General features: G+C 48.7%; 17 protein-coding genes and 1 pseudogene. 6 read left to right on the top strand and 12 right to left on the bottom strand.

Annotated elements, in window-relative coordinates; genetic code table 11:
* Window positions 1-8 precede the first annotated feature (8 nt).
* Both H583_RS0102740 and H583_RS0102735 read left to right on the top strand, forming a co-directional pair.
* Complete coding sequence (locus H583_RS0102740; protein ID WP_028559125.1) at window positions 9-899, top strand: LysR family transcriptional regulator; 891 nt, start codon at window positions 9-11, stop codon at window positions 897-899.
* 56 nt (window positions 900-955) lie between these two features.
* Window positions 956-1,972 (top strand): methyltransferase domain-containing protein, encoded by a 1,017-nt coding sequence (locus H583_RS0102735; protein ID WP_028559124.1) that lies wholly within the window; start codon window positions 956-958, stop codon window positions 1,970-1,972.
* 90 nt (window positions 1,973-2,062) lie between these two features.
* Here the strand turns inward: H583_RS0102735 and H583_RS0102730 are convergent, their stop codons facing one another.
* The 3 genes and pseudogenes from H583_RS0102730 to H583_RS31680 form a co-directional block, all read right to left on the bottom strand.
* Window positions 2,063-3,349 carry an amidohydrolase gene (locus H583_RS0102730; RefSeq protein ID WP_028559123.1) on the bottom strand — a complete coding sequence of 429 codons (1,287 nt, stop codon included), beginning with the start codon at window positions 3,347-3,349 and terminating at the stop codon, window positions 2,063-2,065.
* A 199-nt stretch (window positions 3,350-3,548) separates the two neighbouring features.
* Complete coding sequence (locus tag H583_RS0102725; RefSeq protein WP_028559122.1) at window positions 3,549-3,947, bottom strand: RidA family protein; 399 nt, start codon at window positions 3,945-3,947, stop codon at window positions 3,549-3,551.
* Between the two features lie 590 nt (window positions 3,948-4,537).
* Window positions 4,538-6,163: pseudogene (locus H583_RS31680) on the bottom strand (endonuclease); the annotation flags it as partial.
* Window positions 6,164-6,662: 499 nt separating this feature from the next.
* Here H583_RS31680 and H583_RS0102715 point away from each other — a divergent pair.
* On the top strand, window positions 6,663-7,544 hold the full coding sequence (locus H583_RS0102715) for a hypothetical protein (protein ID WP_028559121.1): 882 nt from the start codon (window positions 6,663-6,665) through the stop codon (window positions 7,542-7,544).
* A 72-nt stretch (window positions 7,545-7,616) separates the two neighbouring features.
* On the opposite strand, the gene H583_RS0102710 is transcribed toward H583_RS0102715, so the two are convergent.
* The 3 genes from H583_RS0102710 to uraA all read right to left on the bottom strand — a co-directional run bounded on the left by H583_RS0102710 (window position 7,617) and on the right by uraA (window position 10,728).
* A complete protein-coding gene (locus H583_RS0102710; RefSeq protein ID WP_028559120.1) occupies window positions 7,617-8,669 on the bottom strand; it encodes a hypothetical protein in 1,053 nt (350 codons plus the stop codon).
* Window positions 8,656-9,003, bottom strand: a complete 348-nt coding sequence (locus H583_RS0102705) for a PadR family transcriptional regulator (RefSeq protein ID WP_028559119.1) — start codon at window positions 9,001-9,003, stop codon at window positions 8,656-8,658. Before H583_RS0102705 ends, H583_RS0102710 begins: the two co-directional genes overlap by 14 nt.
* A gap of 423 nt (window positions 9,004-9,426) precedes the next feature.
* Entirely contained in the window at window positions 9,427-10,728 is a 1,302-nt protein-coding gene (gene uraA / locus H583_RS0102700; protein WP_028559118.1) for a uracil permease, read from the bottom strand.
* Between the two features lie 332 nt (window positions 10,729-11,060).
* Here uraA and thrC point away from each other — a divergent pair, with 332 nt between their 5' ends.
* The 3 genes from thrC (at window position 11,061) to H583_RS0102685 (ending at window position 15,301) form a co-directional block, all read left to right on the top strand.
* Window positions 11,061-12,455: a threonine synthase gene (gene thrC, locus H583_RS0102695; protein WP_028559117.1), complete on the top strand. Its 1,395-nt coding sequence runs from the start codon at window positions 11,061-11,063 to the stop codon at window positions 12,453-12,455.
* Window positions 12,456-12,767: 312 nt separating this feature from the next.
* Complete coding sequence (gene pepT / locus H583_RS0102690) at window positions 12,768-14,006, top strand: peptidase T (protein WP_028559116.1); 1,239 nt, start codon at window positions 12,768-12,770, stop codon at window positions 14,004-14,006.
* Between the two features lie 224 nt (window positions 14,007-14,230).
* On the top strand, window positions 14,231-15,301 hold the full coding sequence (locus H583_RS0102685) for an NAD(P)-dependent alcohol dehydrogenase (protein WP_028559115.1): 1,071 nt from the start codon (window positions 14,231-14,233) through the stop codon (window positions 15,299-15,301).
* 179 nt (window positions 15,302-15,480) lie between these two features.
* Here the strand turns inward: H583_RS0102685 and H583_RS0102680 are convergent, their stop codons facing one another.
* From H583_RS0102680 to H583_RS0102650, 6 genes are all read right to left on the bottom strand, one after another.
* Window positions 15,481-16,356, bottom strand: coding sequence for a phosphotransferase family protein (locus H583_RS0102680; protein ID WP_028559114.1), 876 nt, complete (start codon window positions 16,354-16,356; stop codon window positions 15,481-15,483).
* Between the two features lie 78 nt (window positions 16,357-16,434).
* A complete protein-coding gene (locus H583_RS35070; protein WP_028559113.1) occupies window positions 16,435-18,318 on the bottom strand; it encodes a M56 family metallopeptidase in 1,884 nt (627 codons plus the stop codon).
* A gap of 6 nt (window positions 18,319-18,324) precedes the next feature.
* Window positions 18,325-18,696 (bottom strand): BlaI/MecI/CopY family transcriptional regulator, encoded by a 372-nt coding sequence (locus H583_RS0102670; protein WP_028559112.1) that lies wholly within the window; start codon window positions 18,694-18,696, stop codon window positions 18,325-18,327.
* Between the two features lie 208 nt (window positions 18,697-18,904).
* On the bottom strand, window positions 18,905-19,882 hold the full coding sequence (locus tag H583_RS31670) for a ferredoxin family protein (protein ID WP_051235892.1): 978 nt from the start codon (window positions 19,880-19,882) through the stop codon (window positions 18,905-18,907).
* Window positions 19,883-20,304: 422 nt separating this feature from the next.
* On the bottom strand, window positions 20,305-20,913 hold the full coding sequence (locus H583_RS0102655; protein WP_028559110.1) for an alpha/beta hydrolase: 609 nt from the start codon (window positions 20,911-20,913) through the stop codon (window positions 20,305-20,307).
* Window positions 20,910-21,860, bottom strand: coding sequence for a ring-cleaving dioxygenase (locus H583_RS0102650; protein WP_028559109.1), 951 nt, complete (start codon window positions 21,858-21,860; stop codon window positions 20,910-20,912). The genes H583_RS0102655 and H583_RS0102650 overlap by 4 nt, the downstream gene beginning before the upstream one ends.
* Window positions 21,861-21,871 lie beyond the last annotated feature (11 nt).

The raw sequence follows: 21,871 nt of genomic DNA, 5'->3' as shown, positions 1-21,871 counted from the left end.
GGAAATTCATGGACCTGCGCCAGCTTCGCTACTTTCTGGCCGTCGCCCGGGAGGGACAAGTAACAGCGGCCGCCAAACTGCTGAATATGGAGCAGCCTCCGCTCAGCCGCCAGCTCAAGCAAATGGAGGAGGAGCTTGGCGTAACGCTGTTTGACCGCAGCGGCAGACGGCTTAAGCTGACCCATGCCGGGGAGCTGCTGCGCCAGCGGGCAGAACGGCTGCTGCAGCAATATAATGAAACCATTAAAGAAGTTCAGGAACTGGATGAGGGTGTGCAGGGCGTGCTTTCCATCGGGGCCGTCGTATCCTGCGTCTCTCTCCTGCCCCCTGCTATAGAGAAGTTCAGAAATAAATATCCGCAGGTTACCTTTAAAATCCAGGAAGGTGACCACTTCCTGCTGGGCGATCAGCTGGAAAAGCGCAATATTGAGCTGGTCGTAGCCCGTCTTCCCTTTGAAGCGAACTTCGAAACCCAGCACTATTCGATACTCCCGCTCCCTTCTGATCCTTTCGTGGCCATCGTCCCCTCCCGCTGGGAGCAGTATGCCGGACAAGCATCCATCACGCCGGGAGAACTGGCGCGTTATCCCTTTCTGACATTGAAGACCGATCAGACCACAGGCATGCATGAACGAGTCATGAGCGAATTCCGCGCCCATGGCGTCCTTCCTTCCGTTATTTGCGAATGCTCCAGTGTCGTCATCATCATTGCACTGGTCGCATCAGGTCTTGGAGCGACCATATTGCCCAAATCGGTCATGGACGCATCCCTGTTCAATAACGTCCGGATGCTGGATATGGAGCAGGCCAATTTCCAGTCGGATGTCGGGATTGTGTGGCTCAAAGAACGGTATTTATCCCGCAGCGCGCGGAATTTCATCGATATTTTCAGCGAGTAAAGCTTTACCTGTACGCCGCGTGAAGGTTTACACTGGCTTAAAGGGAGGGGCGGACAATGAAGATCAGGGAAGCGGCACGAAGGCTGGGGATATCCGCCAGGGCCATCCGTTATTATGAGGAAAAGGGACTGCTCGCTCCGGCCAAGGAGCAGCAGAGCGGCTACCGCGTCTTCTCGGAAGAAGATATCTGGCGGCTGCAAACCATTATCGCGTTGCGGGAGACAGGCATGGGCACCCCGGACATCAAGCAGGCGCTGGAGGATGCGGAGGCAGGTTCTCCGGACGGCTTGCGTCGCGATCTGGAGCTGCACCGGTCAATCATGGTCAAAGATTGGCTGGAGCTCAGACAGATGATCGATACCACTGAGCATATGCTGTTGCTGCTGGACAAACAGCAAACGGTTCCGGTGAAGCCTCTGTTTGAGCTGGCGATGCGTTCCCGTTCCATGCTACAGCAGCGGCGATGCTGGGAGGACCGCTGGAATTACGACCAGCTTGCCCCGAAGCATGATCAGACGGTTGAGCGCAGCGAGGGCGTCTACAGTGATTATGAACAGGCGATGGAATGCATCTTGTCTCAGCTCTCGCCGCAGCCCGGCGAAGCGGGACTGGATCTGGGAACCGGGACAGGCAATCTCGCCGGAAGGCTAATGGCCCGGGGCGCCCTCATGTGCGGGGTCGACCAGTCGCAGGCGATGCTGACGCAAGCGCGGCAAAAATATCCGAACCTGGAGACCCGGATCGGCAATATGCTGGCGATCCCATTCGTCGAAGGAAAATTTGATTTTGCCGCGTCCAGCTTCGCCTTCCGTCACTTGACGCCGGAGCAGCAGCTTCTTGCCCTGCAGGAAATTCAACGTGTGCTCCAGCCTGGCGGACGAATCTGCATCGCGGACTTGATGTTCCCAAGCCCGGAAGCTCAGCGGCAGTATGGCGGCTCGCCGCAGGAAGGAACCGGCCATGCCGTGCTGCTGCCGCATTTGACGGGCTGGCTTACGGCACATGGCTGTGAGGTCCAGACACTGCGGATCAATGATCTGCTGCATGTCGTTTACGCTGTGCAGCAGATGTGAGCCTGCCCGGCATGTCCACCGTTGCGAAGCGGTTTGACATACCAGGCAGGCCCATAAGAATGCTTTGCTTACAAAATGAACGTGAAATCCTCAAATCCCTGCTGTAATCCGCTTGGCGCGGCCTGACACCTGCTTGAACAATTCCTCTTCATCGATTGTGAGGAGCTGTCTGCCGCGCATCAGAATTTTGCCGTTTACAATGGTCGTATCCACATCTCCCCCATTAACGCTGTAAGCCAGAAGCGATTCGATATGGTGAACAGGCTGCAAATGCGGCTTTTTCATATCGATCAAAATGATGTCCGCCTTTTTTCCAATTTCCAGTGTCCCGGCCTCATTGTAAATATGGAGCAGCTTCGCGCTTTCACGGGTAGCCATTTGGAGTGCCTGCAAAGCCGGCAAGCGGGTCGGGTCGCCATAATCCAGCTTTTGCAGCCAGGTTGCCGCTTTGATTTCCTCAAACATATCAACCGTCGTGGCACTGCCAGCGCCATCCGTACCCAATCCGACAGTGACACCCTGCTCCATCATATCCAGAACAGGCGCGATCCCGCAGCCCAGCTTCAAGTTGCTGACCGGATTATGGGAAACGCCGCCTCTCATGCCCTTTAACAGACCGATGTCCCTGCGGTTCAAATGTACACTATGCGCCAACAAAGCATGTGTCCGCTCGAACAGGCCGATATGGTACAAATATTCTGCCGGGGTCTGATTGTATGTCTCCCTGATCTTCACAACTTCTTCCTTGCTCTCGGCCAAATGCGTATGAACCGGCAGGTTCAGCTGTTCCGCCAAGGCAATCACTTCCTTAAACGGCTCAGGAGGACAGGTGTAAGGCGAATGCGGACCCAACATCGTTGTAATCCGCCCGTCTGCCCGGCCATGCCAACGGGTTATAAGCTCCAGCGCTTCGTTCATCCGCCGGCCGCCATCGTCCTCCAGGAAGACCATCCCCCTGGTCAACGACGCCCGCATGCCAACCTCCTCCACCGCAAAAGCTATTTCGTTCATATGAATATACATATCCGCAAATGCCGTCGTACCGGACCGGATCATTTCCGCCATGGAGAGCTTGGCACCCCAATAGATATCCTCAGGATTCATTCTGGCTTCTGCAGGAAGCATTTTCTTATCCAGCCAGTCCATCAGCTTGAGATCATCCGAGAAGGCTCTCAGCAAGCTCATCGGTGTATGCTGATGCGCATTGATAAGCCCCGGCATTGCTGCCATGCCTGCACCCTGAATGACCTCATCTGCATCCGCCGTCAGATTGGGGCCCATATCCGCAATACGGTCTCCCTGAATTAGAATGTCCCCTGCAAACGGCGCCTCACCATTCATCGTCAAAATGGTTGCGTTCTTGATTAGTATGTTCATCTAAACCCTCCCGGCAATTGTAGTAGCACCAGAATAAACGTTGCCGCTGCGTGAAGGTCAAGACCCTATGAGGAACGGGGGGAGAACACCTGCCCGGATATTATTATCCGGGCTCATGCAGCACCGCGGGAATGTGGAGATATACAAAAAACGCCAAGCAAAAGTTAACTTTTGCTTGGCGTTCAACAAGGCGGGCTCTTTAAACTTTAGCCGCCCACAGTTCAATTTCAATTTTGATTTCCGGCAATCCCAATTCCGAAATGTAGCCGATTGTCATCGCAGGATAATTGCTACCGAATAAGGTGTTCCATTCCCCATATAGATAATCCCAGTCTATTTTTTCAGTCGCCCAAATGTTGACTTTAATAATATTCCCGGATGTTAACGCCTCAGATTGAAGCACACTTTGGATATTGGCAAATGTATGCTTGATTTGTTCATTCATTTGCCCGGGAATTTCACCGTCGGGGCCAACCCCTATTTGACCGGAGGTCACATACAGCTCTGCATCTCTGGGAATCTTGGTGATGTGCGTGTAGTTGCCTACCGGAGTATACATACCTTCCGGGTTTTTTCTCGTAATTTTTGCATGTTCCATTTTTATGATACCTCGCATTTTAGATTTTTCTGCTGAATTTCCATTTTTGGACAGACTTCACCCGTTAAAGTGAATTCTAGAAGAAAACAGCAGTAGAGTACCCGTACCCAAACGCTAGCGAGTTCAAAGACTTTTTCTTCATGGCCGGGACACTCCTTTCTTGAATGCGATCATAGTTTGTTTTAATTATAGTTTATATGGATAGTGCCAGTCAAATTTCGAGCAACTCCCCTGAGGAAAAGAACAGATAAACAATCCTTGCGCCATATGAGGCTGCATGCATCGAATGGCGATCCTATTTGACAAAAGCCGCGGATTCCGCGGCTTTTTGCTTGTACTTTAGCTGTATATGACCTTCCCCCTCGACATCCGGTGTACAAAAAGGAAAGTGAACGAAATGCCACCAAGGGCATTTACCTAAAAGGTTATTTAGAATAAGCAATTAGCCCAAGCTATTGCAATTCGTCAAATGGTAGAATAAATTCTCGTCAGCCCCACTATGAAGCGACTTTCCCGCTCAAAGGGAATCCCGACGGACGCTGCCACCATTCTTTTGCAAATGTGTCGGCACTTGCCGGTTGTCTGAGTCCTTCCGGAATGCGGATGAGGGCAGAAGCCGCACTCGCTGCACTCGGAAGCGGCACTGCGGGCACGTTGGCCAATGTCACGGACGTCGTCAACAGGTTATTGCCATTTTGTCTTAATCTCAAGTTGGCTGCTCCGGTCGTACCCGGCTTGATCCTTACTGTGAGATCCTTGTATGCCTTTCCTTGGCTGTTCGAGGTGACGCTGAATACCTCCCCATATCCGAAAGACGCAGGCCATGTACCGTTCGCATTTTGAATTTTGGCAACCTGTGTCCCCCCTGTGAGGTACATTCCCAGGCTAAGTCCGGATACGGTGGAGTTTGCCGGCAAGTTCTCAACGACGACCCGGATTTGGAAATCCTGCGCGTTCGGGAGCTGAGTCTGATGAACGAAGCTGTACGCCACAATCGGGCCTGCAGACGGGCCGCCATAAGATCCCGGCTTGAAGGTTGAAGGATCCCACCACTTATAGCCTGGAGCCGGAGCAGACCATGGTTCAGGCTGCGGCTCGGTAGATTGGGCAGGGTCTTCAAACGGGAACAGGACGGTTGGCTGATCCAATTGCAGGTTTGGCACCTGGGTCAGATTCGTATAATTCTCTTGTTGGGCCAGCCAGTTGATCAGGTTGATCAGCAATTTTGCATCATCCTGCTCTTTGAAGCCGTCATACGTAGTTTTTTTCGTTCCTGTCTCCTCGCGAAGGTATTTCGGGGTCGCATCCTCGACAGGCGAAGAATCGCCTATAAAAGCCGCTTTGCCCAAGCCCACTTTGGAAACCGCAACATACGGCCCCTCAGCAATTCCGCCGCCGTTATACACACCCTGGTCAACCGCTGGTCCCCAGGCTGCATTCGTCTGCGGCAGATATACAATTCCCTTGGCTTTCGTCGGATCAAGAATTGCCACTGTCGAGCCCGCGTGCATCGCAACCGTTGATACTCCTGTCGTAATGCCAAAGGCTTGTCCAGGTGATACGATATTATTGGCGGTCACATCTCCCAGCGCATTGTAGCGGAACCGTACGCCAAAGTTATCGGCAAGCCAGTCTGAACTGACAACACCCTGCATGGCAGCAGAATTGCGCTCCTCCAGGCTCATCCCCTTGGCAGGATCGGTCCATGCGCCACGGCGGTAGCCGTTCATGACCTCGGAGCCGTCCCAACGGTTCTTGTTGCGGTCTGCATTGTAGTGGTCCCCAATGAAAAAGATGCTGCCGCCGTTTTCGACATACTGCTTCATGGCTGCCTGCTCACTTTGCTTGAATGGAATATTAGGCTCTGCAATAACAAATACATTGTAGCCGCTTAAATCACTGTAATTAATCGGTGTAGATTTCCGGAGTTCTCTTACTTCGAAGCCGTCGGCTGCAAGCGCATTGCCAAAATCAGAAAAGCCACCATCAATGACCCAATCGGCTGCCCCGGTTGTTGACCCGTGCGTGTTATCGAACAAGATTTTCTTGCCGGCATTCTGATTGATGACTTTAGGCAAAATGTACGGTGCAGGATCTCCTGGTCCCTCAGCATGGGCTGCCGGAAGTACCGGTAAAGCTCCCAGTTGCAACGATAGTGCAAGAGATAGCGCAATGCCTGCTTTTAACCATTTGACTCCGATTTTGCCAAACTTCATTATCCAATCCCTCCATTGCTTGCTTATATTTGGTTTTACAAGTCCATTTTTCCATACAAATATTTGCGGAAAATAAAACCTATGTAAACTATTTATTTCCAAATATGATTGCTAAATCCCCTCTCAGGGACCTGTTATTTTCAATTTTGAAGCTTAGTATGAACTGTTGCCAAATCACCCGGCTCTATTAATTAGAAAAATATTGCGTACGTGATCAGTGCAATTGGAGATTAAAGAAGTAATAGAACTACTGTCCAATTATCAGTGAGAGCCACTGAAACAAACAGGTTATTGAGATAGGGTCTTAATACCTAATCCACCTATCATATTTAAAATAGTTCTCCAGCCTGATTCCTTAAAATTTTTCTGACATAGATTCTAAATAAGCAAATAATAATTCTTTGCAGTTCATAAAATTCATATAAAACTTCATTTACCATGCTAAATTGGCGTCATGAGATGCTGGCCAGCTCCCATAAAAAAATTTTAGGAGAGAATAATGAAAAAATTGATTCGTTTTTCTAGTATGGTACTCGGCGTTTTTTGTCTCTTAAATTTTAGTGTTTCTGGATTTGTATTTGCAGAAAGCAAAAATAATGATGAAATTCAAACAATAAAACAAATTGTTAAACAGTATGAGCAGGCAGCATTGGAGGGTAACTGGGAGGAACTCACCTATCTTTCAAGGGATTTAAGATGGCCTGATCGAGACTTGTTAGAATATAATTTGTCGACCATGGAGGACAAACCTGAAGTTTTCAAGCTTATTAATATTGTGAAATTAGAGGATAACTTATATAAAACAACTATTTTTCAGAAAAGTAAAAATAGTTTACCATTAGAAGTTGAAGTTCCTGTTATAAAAGAAAATCAAGAGTGGAAATTAGTTTTAGGTCAAAATTTAGATAAAACGAATGGAGATTTTATAAATTTAAAAAACAGTAATGATTATTATAGTAGCATTCAAAGTTATGACTTTTATAATAACTACTTCCTCACATATAAAGAAAAAACACCAATTGCTGCTTTAGCAACCAGTGTCGTTTACTACAGCATTACTTTTAATACTCAAGGATCCAGAGATACATCTAAATGGAAGAACAACAGCTCTAGTCCCAGAATTATTGGTTGGCAACAACCAGATGGAGGACATGGTAATTGGATCGATATCGACTATTCGCTTAGAACAGTCACTTTTTGGGGAAGCAATGAAATATCCGGTGCTACAAAAAATTTCAAAGGAGCTTATTTTGAGTCAGATCGTCCTTGGTTCTCCCACACCTATAGTAATATTCCTGCTAACGACACAGAAATATTGTTAAGAATATCAAATAACGACAATTCATATAGAGTGGATATTGCAGGTAATGTTTACAACTAATATATAAACCTCCACTTAAATTGTAAGGAGACATTTCTTTGAATTAGAATTGTCCTCCTTACAATTAATTTATTATTTTTTCTTTAACCAAGGGAATAATACAAAAAATGTTCCAACAATGGAGAACGCTAAACCGTAAATAATAAGAGCGTTTGTTTGAGCAGGAATTTGAAAGCCAAATTCGTATAGGAATACATTTGTTCCCCGGTCGGGATTCACAACTATCCTTATCCCCTTAAACAAAATATAGAGCCCAATTAAGGATAATAGTAATCTAATGAATAAAACAGAATATTTTTTACTTATGGATTCTGTAAAATCTTTGTATACCCAATAACCCAAAAAGTTGAAAATCAAAATTAACAGGACCCATTTTTTATTCACATTACGCTTGTAATTCATGTTGATAATTGCCCAAATACTAAACAAAATCCAGTATAAAAAGAATAATAAAATGCCTAAATTCAGAAAAGTAGGCGTAAATTTAAGTTGCAAAATTGTTACATCCAGTTCTTCGTTCGTTTCCTGTATTCTAGTAGAAATATCTATTCTCGAATCGTAAATAAATAAACGCTCTCCTACTGTTCTTCCTTGAATGTTACCCTCTGAATCCATTGAAACATTTAAAGGGTATTTATAACTAATTTTTGAATTACTCACATTATTTAATGGAGTTATTTTGTACGAGACTGCAGTGATTCCACCATTTTGATTATCTACAATCTCCTTTATTTTATTATCCTCTATTTTAGTTTGTTTCGATGGATAATACATTTCTCTAAATTCCAGACTTATTATCTTCTTTGAGAGATGATTATTCCAAACTACATATGAAGAAATAAATAAAACACTAATAATGCCAATAATAGATGCTAAAACCAGTAGCCACTTGGCAAGATTTTTTTTAATATACTTTAACTCAGTTAACTCTGCTTGAAGATTCTCTACTTGACCAAAATTACTAATTGCAGTAGATATGCTTTCATCCAAAGTGTAGCCTTTTTTTTGTTCCTCATGCACCAGATCAACTAAATAATTTCTTAGTTCTTCTTTTGAATCTTTCACTGAGTCCTTTTTATGGGCATTTTTGTAGATCATGTCTATGTATTCATCAATTCTCTTCATGTTCTTCCTCCTCCAAAAAAGATTTGAGAATTTGATTTACTAAAACCCATTCCTGTTTTTTCAATAATAATCTTTCTTTACCCGGAGATAAAATTCTATAATACTTTCTCCTCCCCCCTTTGTTTCCATCTTCACCCCAATAGGATTCGATATATCCGTTATTCTCCATTCTCTTAAGTGAAAGATACATTGTCCCTTCCTTAAGATCAAAACTATGCAGGGATTTTTGTCTGGCCATTTTACTCAACTCATATCCGTACAAATCCTGTTTTAATAATAAGGAAAGAATAATCGTATCGATATGACCTTTTAAAACTTCTTTGTCGATCTGCAATTACATTCCCTCCTTTGTTTACATTATAAAATTAAGTACCTTATTATGCAATGTATTTTTATTTTCAATTTGACTACCTTGACTATGTTAAAAGCTCACTAATTTATCTTTCCCGCTGAGTGTAGTAGCTTCCGCTACATTTTGAGCCTCATTTTATATAGCGCGAATACAAATTGATATTGCTAAGGAATTTAGTGGGGATCACTTGCATGAACTCAAGAAAATATCCAATATTTATAAACTTAAAATTATATTCCTTATTAACCTCCAGCCTTATTGGCAATAAGCAGCAATTTGTGATAGCTTTTTTATGAGGAACCCTTCACATTATAAAGAATGAGAAATTGAAAAGAACCTGAGAAAGCGGCGATTCGCTTCCTCAGGTTCTTTTTTACTCCAACATTAGTTATGATAGCCAGCAGATTAATGACCGCTTTTCTCAGGTGTTTCATCTGAAAGGTTCAATTTCTCAATCAGCTTGAAGAACAGGCTGAGCACAATGGACAACACCGTCGCCAGCGCCATCCCTTTCAGGCTGAAGCTGCCGATGTTGAGCGAAAACCCGCTCAAGCCGACAACAAGCACAATGCTGGTGAGCAGCAGGTTGGTCGTTTTGGAATAGTCGACCTTCGTCTCCACCAGCATCCGGATACCGGATACTGCGATTACCCCGAACAGCAGCAGCGAGATGCCGCCTTTTACCGGATCAGGAATCGTATTAATAAGAGCAGCCAGCTTGCCAAGGAACGATAGCACAACTGCGATAACCGCCGCACCGCCGATAACCCATACCGAGTAGACGCGGGTGATCGTCAGAACGCCGATATTTTCTCCATAAGTCGTGTTTGGCGTAGAGCCGACAAAACCGGACAATACGGTAGATATACCGTTCCCCATCAGGGAGCGGTCAAGACCAGGGTCCTTGGAGAGGTCACGGTTTACAATTTTGCTTGTTACAATCAGGTGCCCGATATGTTCTGCAATAACAACCAGCGCTGCCGGCGCAATAATTGCGATAACGGACAGCTCGAACTTAGGCGCATAGAAGGTAGGTACAGAGAACAGGGACGCGTCCACGACCGGGGCAAAATTTACATACCCCAGGAAGTAAGCCAGTACATAACCGACAACCAGACCAATCAGAATCGCGATGATTTTCAAAAAGCCGCGCAGCATCACGTTCGAAATGACGATCGTGAACAGGGTCACACAAGCAATGAGTACAGCTGTTGGGTCCATTACCCATGCAGCAGCATCTGCAGGGTTTTCAGGAGCAATGAAACCGCCCATGCGCGCCGCAACCGGCACCAGCTCAAGACCGATAACGGCGATAATAGCGCCCATTGCTGCCGGAGGGAACACGATGTCCAGCCAGCCTGTCCCTGCCTTACTGATAATGAGTGCTACGATGATAAAGATAACACCACTGACAATGAAGCCTCCAAGCACTTGCTCATAGGAATGCCCTGTACTAAGAACAGTCAGAACCGGGGACAAGAAAGCAAAGCTTGATCCGAGATAGGCCGGAATTTCCCCCTTACAAATCAAGATATAAAGCAGGGTTCCAATACCATTCATCAAGAGGATCGTTGCCGGATCAACTTGGAACAGAATCGGGACAAGCACTGTCGAACCGAACATGGCGAACAAATGCTGCAGGCTGAGCGGCAGGCTCTTTAGCAGCGGCAGACGTTCGTCGACTTGAATTTCACGTGGCTGACCCAAACTTAAGCACTCCTTTTAATAGATGTGGTTTTATGACTACAGCAAGCGCACATACCGGTTGCCCTGTCACAGGCAATTCCGGTCTTGGCGTCGTTGTCTCATTGATGGGCACGGACAAGCCGCAAAAATCCCGCTATATATCATATCAGATTTCGTCGAAATTACCATGGGAAATGCAAAAAAATCATCGATTTCCATTTGGCCCCTATAACCCCCGTATTCCTGCCTGATTTTCTTTTCCTGCGAATGCCGCATAATGGGACAGATCACACGTCATAAGTCGGAGTTTTATGATATAATAAACAGCAAATTGCACATTTGAGGGGATGCAAATGAACTATATAAGCACACGAGGGAATGTTGGAGAGGTCGGCTTTATTGATGCCGTGCTCATGGGGCTGGCTGATGATGGAGGATTGCTCATTCCGAAGCAAATTCCCCAATTATCCGAGGCTGAATTGGCAAGCTGGAGCAAGCTGGGCTACAAAGAACTCGCGCTGGAAATTTTCTCCCGCTATATTAACGAAGAAATTCCCCGGGACGAGCTGAAGGAGCTGATTGAAGCCAGCTACTCCACGTTCAGGGATTCCGATATAACACCTGTCCGCAAACTGCGTGACGATTCTTATGTACTGGAGCTGTTCCACGGTCCTACCTTTGCATTCAAGGACGTGGCGCTGCAGTTCCTTGGCAATCTGTATTCTTACATTGCCCGCAAACGCAACAGCATTATCAATATTCTCGGCGCCACCTCAGGCGATACCGGCGCTTCCGCGATTGAAGGCGTGCGCGGCAAGGAAGGCATTCGCATCTGTATTCTGCATCCGCACCAGCGTGTGAGCAAGGTTCAAGAGCTGCAAATGACGACTGTCGAGGATGCCAATGTACTCAATCTTGCGGTAAAAGGCAACTTCGATGACTGCCAGACACTCATCAAGGAGCTGTTTGCCGACGTTGAATTCAAAAATCAATACCATCTGCGTGCAATCAACTCGATCAACTTTGCCCGTATTCTGGCGCAGACGGTTTACTATTTCTACGCTTACTTCCGGGTGACAGCGGACGCTCCGGGAGCCAAAGTGAATTTCAGTGTGCCGACAGGCAACTTCGGAGATATTTTTGCAGGCTATCTGGCGAAGCAAATGGGATTGCCGGTTAACAGGCTCATTCTGGCTACCAATGAAAATAATATTCTGGAGCGCTTCATCAAAGAAGGCGTGTACCAGCCGGGTGAATTCCACATTACCCACAGCCCGTCCATGGATATTCAGATTGCGAGCAACTTTGAACGCTACCTGTTCTATCTCTGCAATGAAGATGCTTCACAGGTTGCCGGCTTGATGAACCAGTTCAAGACGGAGGGAAAAATCGTAATCGACAGCGAGAAGCTGAAGCAGGTCCAAGCCGATTTTGCAGCCCATGGCGTGAGAAATGATGAGTGCCTCGAAACGATTCGCACTGGCTACGAGTCGGCTGGCTATCTTCTTGATCCGCATACCGCCTGTGGAATTGCAGCTTCCGGCCGGTTTACCTTTAGTGGTGAAATTACGGTTACACTGGCAACTGCGCATCCGGCGAAATTCGACGAGTCGATTCAACTCGTCAACATTAAGCAGGAGTTCCCTGCACAGATTAGCCAGCTTTTCGATAAGCCGCAATACCAGACCGTAGTTGAGCTTTCCAAGGCCGACGTGGTTGAACATATTGTGAAATTGTATCAGGCATAAGCTAAGAACAACGTAGACTTCACATTCATAGAGCCAGTTACATCCAGGCTGGCAATGAGAATACCCCTGCAGGGTGACTGTGGGGGTATTCTTTCGCATATGCGACTGTTAATTGGTTGGTATACCGATAGCGATTCGTTTTTCTCCCAATGCGGTGACATCACTGACTTTAAGGCGTGCATGACTTATCAAACTTCCTTTCCCTACTGCTCCTTGCCCTATCCCGGTTATGTCGTGCTACAATAAAGGACATAATGTATTCCAGCAATTCAAGTTCAAGTCTGGGCTCAACCGAAAGGAGCGCAATATCCATTGAAACAAGAATTAATTGACCGTTTTACTTCCTATGCCCGTATAGATACACAGTCTGATGATAATAGCTCTACCTGTCCGACTACACCAGGGCAGCTTATCCTTGCTAATAAGCTGGTTGAGGAGCTGAAAGAGATCGGCATGCAGGAGGTGACACTGGACGAGAATGGCTATGTCATGGCGACACTTCCGGCCAACGCAGATGGCCCCGTGCCAACAATCGGTTTTCTGGCGCACCTGGACACAGCTACCGAGCTGACTGGCGCGGGCGTCAATCCGCAACTGGTGGAAAATTATGATGGCGGGGACATTGTACTGAATGCCGGGCAATCTGTTATTCTCTCGCCTCGTGACTTCCCTGCGCTGTCCGGCTATAAAGGACAGACTCTCATTACGACGGACGGAACGACTCTCCTTGGCGCTGACAACAAAGCAGGCATTGCCGAGATCATGGTAGCTATGCACTATCTGATTGATCATCCGGAAATCAAGCATGGCAAGCTCAGAGTCGCCTTTACACCTGACGAGGAAATTGGCCGCGGGCCGCATAAGTTTGATGTGAAAGCTTTCGGTGCAGATTTTGCCTATACGGTAGACGGTGGTCCACTGGGCGAGCTGGAGTACGAGAGCTTCAATGCCGCAGCAGCCAAGATAGTCTGCAAGGGCGTCAATGTGCACCCGGGCACAGCCAAAAATAAAATGATCCACTCCACCAAAATGGCGATGGAACTGCACAGCAAGCTGCCAGCCAAGGAAGCGCCGGAGCATACGGAGGGCTATGAAGGGTTCTTCCATCTGACCTCGATGAGCGGCAATGTAGAGGAAACGAAGCTCCAGTACATCATCCGCGACTTTAAGCGCGACCAGTTCGAAGCCCGCAAGGAGAAGCTCTCCAGCATTGTGAAGGAGTTGCAAACTGTTTACGGCGAAGACCGGATCACGCTGGAGCTGAAAGACCAGTATTACAATATGAGAGACAAGATTGAACCGGTAAAAGAAATCGTCAATACCGCACACGAGGTTATGGTTGGTCTCGGCATTCAGCCAATCGTCAAGCCGATTCGCGGCGGCACGGATGGCTCGCAGCTCTCGTACATGGGTCTGCCGACTCCGAATATTTTCACCGGCGGGGAGAATTATCACGGGAAATATGAATTCGTGTCTGTCGATAACATGGTGAAAGCATCAACGGTCATCGTGGGAATCTCCAAACGCTTCGCAGAGATTCACGCCCGCTAATTTTCAAATCAGAACAACCAAGAACCCTCTTGCCACAGCCTGAGCGTTCCCCTTGCAGTGACATTGGAACAACCCTTTGGTTAATCCGATAGTCCATGGGGTTCACCTTGTGTGGAAGCGGGTTCTTTTTTACATTGCCCCCTGTCTGCTTCAGGGTTAAAATGGAGTCAAGCAGGCTCCAAGCCTCGCAGTATATAGTAACCGACAGAATGGAGAGCGTTTACATGACACAATCAAGTATTCCAGCAACCATGAAAGCAGCGGTTATGCCCCGGCCAGGGGAAATTGCCATTCAGGAGCTGCCGGTGCCCCAAGCAGGTCCCGGAGAAGTTCTGATTAAAGTAATGGCAGTCGGTGTATGCGGCTCTGATGTCCACTATTATGAGAATGGCAGAATTGGCAGCTACATTGTACAAAAGCCGATTATTCTCGGACATGAATGTGCCGGGGAAATTAGCGCAGTCGGCGAAGGCGTAACCCGCTTCAAACCGGGAGACCGTGTCGCTGTGGAGCCTGGCGTTACCTGCGGCAAATGCCGGGCATGCAAGGAAGGACGCTATAATCTGTGCCCTAAAGTGGAATTTCTCGCGACACCGCCCTATGACGGGGCATTCGTTCAATATATTAAAATGCGGGAGGACTTTGTATTCCCGATTCCTGATTCCCTCTCCTATGAGGCAGCAGCACTGAATGAGCCATTTTCGGTCGGCATTCATGCCGCCAAACGCAGCCGTCTCCAGCCCGGATCTACAGTAGCCATCATGGGCATGGGACCTGTCGGTCTGATGGCGGTGGCGGCAGCCAAGGCCTTTGGCGCCGCCCAAATCTTTGTCACCGATCTGGAGCCCATCCGTCTGGAGGCTGCCAAGCGGATGGGAGCGACACATGCCATCAATGTCCGGGAGCAGGATGCTGTTGCGGTCATCAAAAGCCTCACGAATGATGAGGGTGTCGATGTGGCCTGGGAGACCGCCGGGAATCCCCGGGCTCTGCAATCTGCTATGGCTTCGCTGCGCAGGGGCGGCAAACTGGCGATAGTCGGTCTGCCTGCCCAGGACGAAATTCCGCTCAATATTCCGTTTATTGCTGATAATGAGCTGGATATCTACGGCATTTTCCGGTATGCGAATACGTATCCGAGCGGAATCGAGTTTTTGGCCTCGAGGCTGGTCGATATTGACGCTCTGATCACAGACCGCTATACGCTGGAGCAGACCCGGGAAGCGCTTGAACGGGCACTCACCAACAAGAGCGGCAGCCTCAAAGTAATGGTCTATCCAAACGGGCAGCAATAAGGATTAAAATCTGATATTATCGTAGGCAAATGAGGTTTCATCCTTCTATTACCGCTAAGTGCTACTACCCGTTTGAGCGTTTATATGCCGGTTTAAAAATACGCCTGTATTCCTCAGCCATTCGTGAGGGATACAGGCGTATTTTTCGTCTTTTGAACTTTGATTCGCCATATCGGCAGCTATCTGTAGGCTTGAATACCATTCTCAAAGGCTTGTCTGTCCTGATGCTCTAATCCATGCAAAGCCTCCTGCAAGGCGAATGTGCTTCTGTAAAACTCAACCCGCTTCGCAATATCTTGGCCATTTGGATACAGATGAATGCACCGGTTGTAAAAAGCTTCCCCGTAGCTGGACAATAAGCCTGCGAAGTCATACGCGGGGTCACCCAGGCCTGAACCGCCAAAATCGATAATGCCCGCTATTTGTCGCGCAGCCGGGTTCCATATAATATTTGAATCTCCAAAGTCCCCATGAATAAGTGTGGTTTGTATGCTTGAAGAAGTTTCGCTTCTGAAGAAAGCCTCAAAAGAGCAGGCTGTCTCGTCCCTTGCATCCTGCCTCATATAAGGAAACAGCCTGCTTTGAATGTCTTCAAATAGCGCAGCCATTTCTTCCCGGGGATTCTGATCCTCCAATTGTACGTATGTGCACAGCTCGTCTTTTGGAACAGAATGAAGCTGGATAAGAAATCCTGCAAGTTGTACGGCCAAGTTTTGCAGCGCATCTTCATGTTTAATTTGGTCCATATCCTTTTTCCATAACGGACTCCCCTGGATCAGAGAATACCCCGTGAATACCTTCCCTGCTTCCAATTCTTCAAAAGAAGTGTACAGCAGCTCGGGAATGGGCATGGATACCCGGCTTTTCAGACATGACAGTATTTTGGTTTCTTCTATTAAACACTCTATGCCGGACTGATACTTAGGGAAGCGAAACACAAGAGACTCATTGATAATGAGCACATCGTTATTTTGCCCGATCGCATTCGACTGCCAGCCATGAATGGATAAGTCCGGGTATGTCTGCACGATCCGGTTGATATAGTTCTCAGACATAAATTACACCCCCTTGTCTTCGCATATTTCAATCTAAATCCGTACTAACAACCCGCTAGAATCATGGACATCAGAGACCTATTTCTTACCGGGTCGGCTTTCTTGAATATTCTCCCCCACAAATCTCTCTACCCATTCATCATCCGACAGCCGGTCTGCAACCTGCCGCTGCCATTCCGGCGGGTCTTGAAGAGCAGACAACGGCTTGTCAAACCATTGTTCAATGCTGCTGCGATCCGCATAATAGGAGCGCCCTTCCAGATTCCAGCGCATCCCGTCCAAATTGTCGATCAGCACGAAATTCGCGGTGAAACTGTACAGCATTGCCTGCTGAAATTCCCTATCGTCCATATTGACAGGGGTTTCTTTAAAGTTCAATTCTGCAATCCGATCTTCCGGGTAAAGCTGAAATGTTTTGCTGACATCGCCCAAGGGCAGCTTCTGATTCAGATTGATCAGATTGGACGCATTGCCCATATACTTGTTCTTGTACTTCAACACCGTGCCAAAATCATGCTCTGCCGGACTCGCAGCACCCGGATAGATCCACTTCAGCGGATCGGCAGGACTATCATTTTTGAGCAGTGTAAACTTCAGATGCGGGCCCGTGCTGTGGCCGGTCGAACCGATTGTACCGATTTGATCCCCCGCCCGCACCCGTTGCCCCGCGGCAACCTGAATGTGCTCCAGATGACTGTAAAGCGTGACATAGCCTCCTGAATGAGCAATACGGATGTGATTGCCCTCGACTGGAACATAATCTGCCTGCTCGACTTTCCCCTCTGCAGAAGCATATACCGGAGTCCCTGACTCACCTGCAATTGAAATAAACGGATGCTCCTGAGCAAAACGGACGTTGATCTTGCCGGCAGCAGGCGAGACGAAAACCGCCTCCTGCTCTGCAAGCGGCAGAGCGGAAGTATCCTTTTCTGTAAAGGTCAGGACAATCACAACAACCAGTCCCAGGAGGACCAGCGGCGTCCATACCCGTTTGCCTTCCGTAAATTGTTTAATCATCTCTACTCTCCTTCTGGTCATCGACTTTTTCCCGGCATAGTACGTTGGGAGCCATGACATCCAGCTCAGCCGATAGCCCGCTTGTGTCCACTCCGTCAATTTTAGCAGCGTCCTCCCGTACTCCAGCCGTCCCGTATGCTCCAGCACTCTGCTGTCACAGGACAGCTCCTGGTCCTCTCGCATGCGCTTATAAGCGACCCACATAAGCGGGTTAAACCAGTTCACAATCAGCAAGACAGCCATCAATTGGTTCCAAAACACATCCCAGCGCCGCACATGGACCAGCTCATGCATCAGGATGCTGCTCCAGTCCTGAGTGTCCAGCTTGCCGATCAGCCCCTCCGGGATGAGAATACGCGGGCTGATAAGACCACTCATCATGGGCGTATGGACCAGAGATGTCTGATAGATTCCCACGCTGCGGCGCACCCCTACATGGCGCTTGCATTCGTCCAGCAGCCCCTCTAGCGCAACTGCGGATTTCCGGGAAGCTCTATGCACCGCATAGCTCCAATAACTGATGGATACAAGATACAAGAGCATAAGACCGCCCGCAACAGCCAACCATACCAGGAAAAATGCAAATAATCCTTGCGATACCAAGGCTGTAGCCGGAGCATCCAGAAGCAATGGCAGACGTGGGACCGGAGGACTTGAATTCGTAATTGCAGCAAGCTGTTCGGCTGGAGAAGCCTTCATGCTCTCCACTGCGCCGGTCAGCACCTTGTCCGGAACGGCATTCCACAAGCTAAAGACGCTTGGCGGCGACCATGGCATGACGAGCCTTACGATGAGCAGCAGCCACAGGCCATAGACAATCCTTGGGCTGATTCGTGCGCCGAACCACTTCCTGACCATTAGAATCATCACAATCAGAACAGCGGCAGCCGGGGTTACCGCCAGCACATGCTGGAACAGCTTTTCCGTGAGGTAGATGATATCCATCGGCCTCTACTCCTTTTGCTCAAGCAGCTTTTTCAATTCATTTATCTCTTCCCGGCTCAGCTTCTCATCTTGGATAAAATGCGCCAGCATTGGCGACAAGGCTCCGCCGTATATCCGCTTGAGGAATGATTTGCGCTCCTCCCGTACACATTCCTCCTCAGCCACAGCAGCAGAATAGTAGTAGACCTTGCCTGCTGCTTCAAAACGGATGGCGTGCTTCTTCACCAGTCTGCTGATCAACGCCTTTACGGTCTTTGGATTCCAGCTCATCGGCTCTGCCACCTGGTCCACGACTTCTTGTGCAGTGATCGGCGACTTTCTCCACAGCACCTTCATAATCTCCCATTCAGCGTCTGATATATTCGGTATTTCAGCCATAAGACGTCTACCTCCATCAAATTGATTACATATGTAGTCCTTTTGTTATTATGATTACACATGTAATCATAAGTGTCAAGAAGCTTTTCCGGCAAAAAAAGAAAACCCCCAAACCACAGAGCGATTGCTCTATGCTGTTTGGGGGCTCAGTTGCCGAACGTTATGGAATTAAATATTTTTGAGGTACGGCCCGCCCATCCATTAACCTTTAACGAACTGCCAACTGCCTGACCTCACTGTCATGTCCGCAGCCGCCTGTCTTGACTGTGCCTGCAACATAAACCTCGAACTCGGACGTTCCACAATCCGATCCGTCCGGTGATTGATACGTGAGCTGTATTAAAGCCCCTGTATCACTCTGGCTCTGGATGACCATGTCTTTGGTGTACTGGAGCCATGCCCAGCCCTTGCTTGCAAACAGCTCACACTCTGCGGCTTGTGCAAATGGTCCAATGCCGCTTACACCCCGGCAATAACGGATAATATCAGCTGCAGCGCCTTCACGTCTCACTATAGCATCCAAAGCCTCGCTTGTTACATGCGCCCAGAAGCGCCCCTCCGGGAAATCGATCAGCGTTGGCGCAAACCGGTGTCCGCCAATATGACTGACCCGCCATGCCCGCAATTTCGTGTCCGGTGATGACGCATATACTTCTCCCAATTCCCGGTATATCGGGTACCCATACTTGCCGCAGCACAAATCATGACTTCCATGTGTGCAGACCAGTATATCCCGGATTCCTTCATCTGGCTGCAGCCAGGAACGGAACCGGTCTGCATTGCCTGAGGTCAGCAGCGTCTCAGCCAGATCACTTACTTGTTCGGTCGGCACCAGGTATTCGCGTTTTGTGAATGGCACCATTTCCCCCGCCGGCTGACGATATTCGATCACCCGTGTATGTCCGGGCGGGGGGCTGTTGAATTCCGACCATATAGCCAGAAAGCGGAATTGCAAGCCCTGTGCCATACATTTCTTAAGCACATCATTTATGCCAACCGGGAATTTGCCTGACTCTGTAATTTTATCCGCCCATGGCATCGGCACCTCCACGAGCAAATAATGGCTTTGCACCCCGGCAGTTCCCACCGGATTTTCACCCATTGCTTGGGATATGCCCGCACAATATTCACGTTCCGGCTTGTCATTGCGGAAACCGGAAACATCCGCTTGCTCTCTTTTATCCACTTCATGCTCTCCCTTCAACTGGCCCGATTTATTTATTTGAAATATGAGGTTTATTCATATTGAGAATCATTTTCGATAGTATGAGTGTATCGAATAATAAGACGGGGCGCAATACGAGCTTATATTCGGTTGCGCCATATGACTGGGCAACACTTCAGAGTATGGAATTTCAGCCTGTAGTGACACATTGCCCCTCGTTCATCGTTGATTATCCAACCGCTCAAAAAGAAGCCTCTCCCGGATGGAGAAGCTTCTTTGGTTGAATGATATAAACTATAACCTGCTTAGACAATACCGCTGTGACTGAGCCTCTGACCGCAATACTCGCATTCCGCGACTTCTCCGGCATGAAGCAGCCGCTTCGCACCACAGCCCGGGCATTCCTTGTGTCTACGGCGCCCCGCTGGTAAAGAAACATGCCCTCAACCAAACTGACGGTTGAACCAAGCGGCTGCAGCCGCAACCTCCGACGAAGTCAGGCGGTGTCCCGCTGCTTCCCAGTGAACCTCCACTGCCGCGCCTGCTCCTTCCAGCAGCTCCGTCAACTCCTTCGTTTCAGCGGGGGAGCAGATTGGATCATTCGTGCCAGCGCCAATGAAGCATTTAAGTCCCTCCAAGTCCGGCAGTTCCATTCCCCGTATCGGAACCATCGGATGGTGGAGAATAGCTCCGCTCAGTGCATCGGCATCATGGAACAGCAAGCTTCCGGCAATATTGGCCCCATTCGAGTAGCCGACAGCGACAAAGCGGCTCCGGTCCAATCCGTATTCAGCAGCCGCGGAGTCCAGAAATTCCTTTAACTCTTGTGTACGCAGCTTCAAATCCCCGATGTCGAATACACCTTCAGCCAGACGGCGGAAAAAACGCGGCATTCCGTTCTCCAGCACATTCCCCCGTACGCTCAGCACGGAGGATGAGGGAGATATCTCGCTTGCTAGCGGGAGCAAATCACGCTCTGTACCGCCTGTGCCATGGAGCAGCACCAGTACAGGGGCTGACGGGTCCGGGCCCTGTTTGAAAATGTGCTTCACTTCTTATCCTCCTCCAGCTCACGAACCACAAAGGGCTCCAGATTGCGCTCAATTTCAGCACGTCGCGGCTCATACCATTCGGGCAGCATCAGCCTGCTGCCCAGTTCATCCTTCTCCTCGTCCCTCGCAAAGCCCGGGGGGTCAGTCGCAATCTCGAACAAAATGCCGCCGGGCTCCCGGAAGTAGATGGCATTGAAATACTGGCGGTCCACAATTGGCGTCGGCTGGAGGCCGCTTGCTTGTACATGCTGTCTCCACGCTTCATGGTCCGTATCATCCTGCGCACGCCATGCAATGTGATGCACGGTTCCGGCACCGCCTGCACTGTAAGACTGGAGGCTGGTTTTAATATCAATCAAATTGCCCAGATCCCCGGTCGCTTTAAAGCGGATGATATCCCCTTCCTCAGCCGTCTTTTCTAGACCCATAACCTGCTCCAGCACCCGCATCGTCTCCCTTGGAGAAGTACTATACAAGACTGCACCTCCAAAGCCCTTGATTGCCTTGTCCGCGGGAATTCCGCCGAAGGACCAGTTGCTCAATGACCCTGCCATACGCTCCACCAGCTCAAGCTGCAAACCGTCCCGGTCCTCCAGTTGCAAATACTGCTCTCCAAACCGCTCAGTCCTGTGGAAAGAAACGCCCAGCCGTTCAAGCCGTTCCGCCCAGAAAGGAAGTGCGCCTTCTGGAACCGCATAGGTGGTTACACCAACTTGCCCTCCGCCAATTTTGCCCTTGCGGGAGTGTGCCCACGGAAAGAAGGTAATAATCGTCCCCGGGCTGCCGATCTCATCGCCAAAGTAGAGATGGTAAACTTCAGGGGCATCGAAGTTGATCGTCTTTTTGACCAGCCTAAGCCCCAATACTCCGGCATAAAAATCTGCTGTTGCCTGGGCGCTTCTGACAAATGCCGTAATATGATGAATGCCTGCTGTATGTTTGGCCATTTCCAAGCCCT

Origin of the sequence: Paenibacillus pinihumi DSM 23905 = JCM 16419, assembly GCF_000422505.1 — a bacterium.
GTDB lineage: Bacteria > Bacillota > Bacilli > Paenibacillales > Paenibacillaceae > Paenibacillus_D > Paenibacillus_D pinihumi.
This window is presented reverse-complemented; position numbering and strand designations above follow the sequence as displayed.

What these genes read in the sequence shown, in the direction of transcription:
- H583_RS0102740 (WP_028559125.1), top strand. Translation starts at nt 9, where the DNA reads ATGGACCTGCGCCAGCTTCGCTACTTTCTGGCCGTCGCCCGGGAGGGA.
- H583_RS0102735 (WP_028559124.1), top strand. Translation starts at nt 956, where the DNA reads ATGAAGATCAGGGAAGCGGCACGAAGGCTGGGGATATCCGCCAGGGCC.
- H583_RS0102730 (WP_028559123.1), bottom strand. Translation starts at nt 3,349, where the DNA reads ATGAACATACTAATCAAGAACGCAACCATTTTGACGATGAATGGTGAG.
- H583_RS0102725 (WP_028559122.1), bottom strand. Translation starts at nt 3,947, where the DNA reads ATGGAACATGCAAAAATTACGAGAAAAAACCCGGAAGGTATGTATACT.
- H583_RS0102715 (WP_028559121.1), top strand. Translation starts at nt 6,663, where the DNA reads ATGAAAAAATTGATTCGTTTTTCTAGTATGGTACTCGGCGTTTTTTGT.
- H583_RS0102710 (WP_028559120.1), bottom strand. Translation starts at nt 8,669, where the DNA reads ATGAAGAGAATTGATGAATACATAGACATGATCTACAAAAATGCCCAT.
- thrC (WP_028559117.1), top strand. Translation starts at nt 11,061, where the DNA reads ATGAACTATATAAGCACACGAGGGAATGTTGGAGAGGTCGGCTTTATT.
- H583_RS0102685 (WP_028559115.1), top strand. Translation starts at nt 14,231, where the DNA reads ATGACACAATCAAGTATTCCAGCAACCATGAAAGCAGCGGTTATGCCC.
- H583_RS0102680 (WP_028559114.1), bottom strand. Translation starts at nt 16,356, where the DNA reads ATGTCTGAGAACTATATCAACCGGATCGTGCAGACATACCCGGACTTA.
- H583_RS35070 (WP_028559113.1), bottom strand. Translation starts at nt 18,318, where the DNA reads ATGGATATCATCTACCTCACGGAAAAGCTGTTCCAGCATGTGCTGGCG.
- H583_RS0102670 (WP_028559112.1), bottom strand. Translation starts at nt 18,696, where the DNA reads ATGGCTGAAATACCGAATATATCAGACGCTGAATGGGAGATTATGAAG.
- H583_RS0102650 (WP_028559109.1), bottom strand. Translation starts at nt 21,860, where the DNA reads ATGGCCAAACATACAGCAGGCATTCATCATATTACGGCATTTGTCAGA.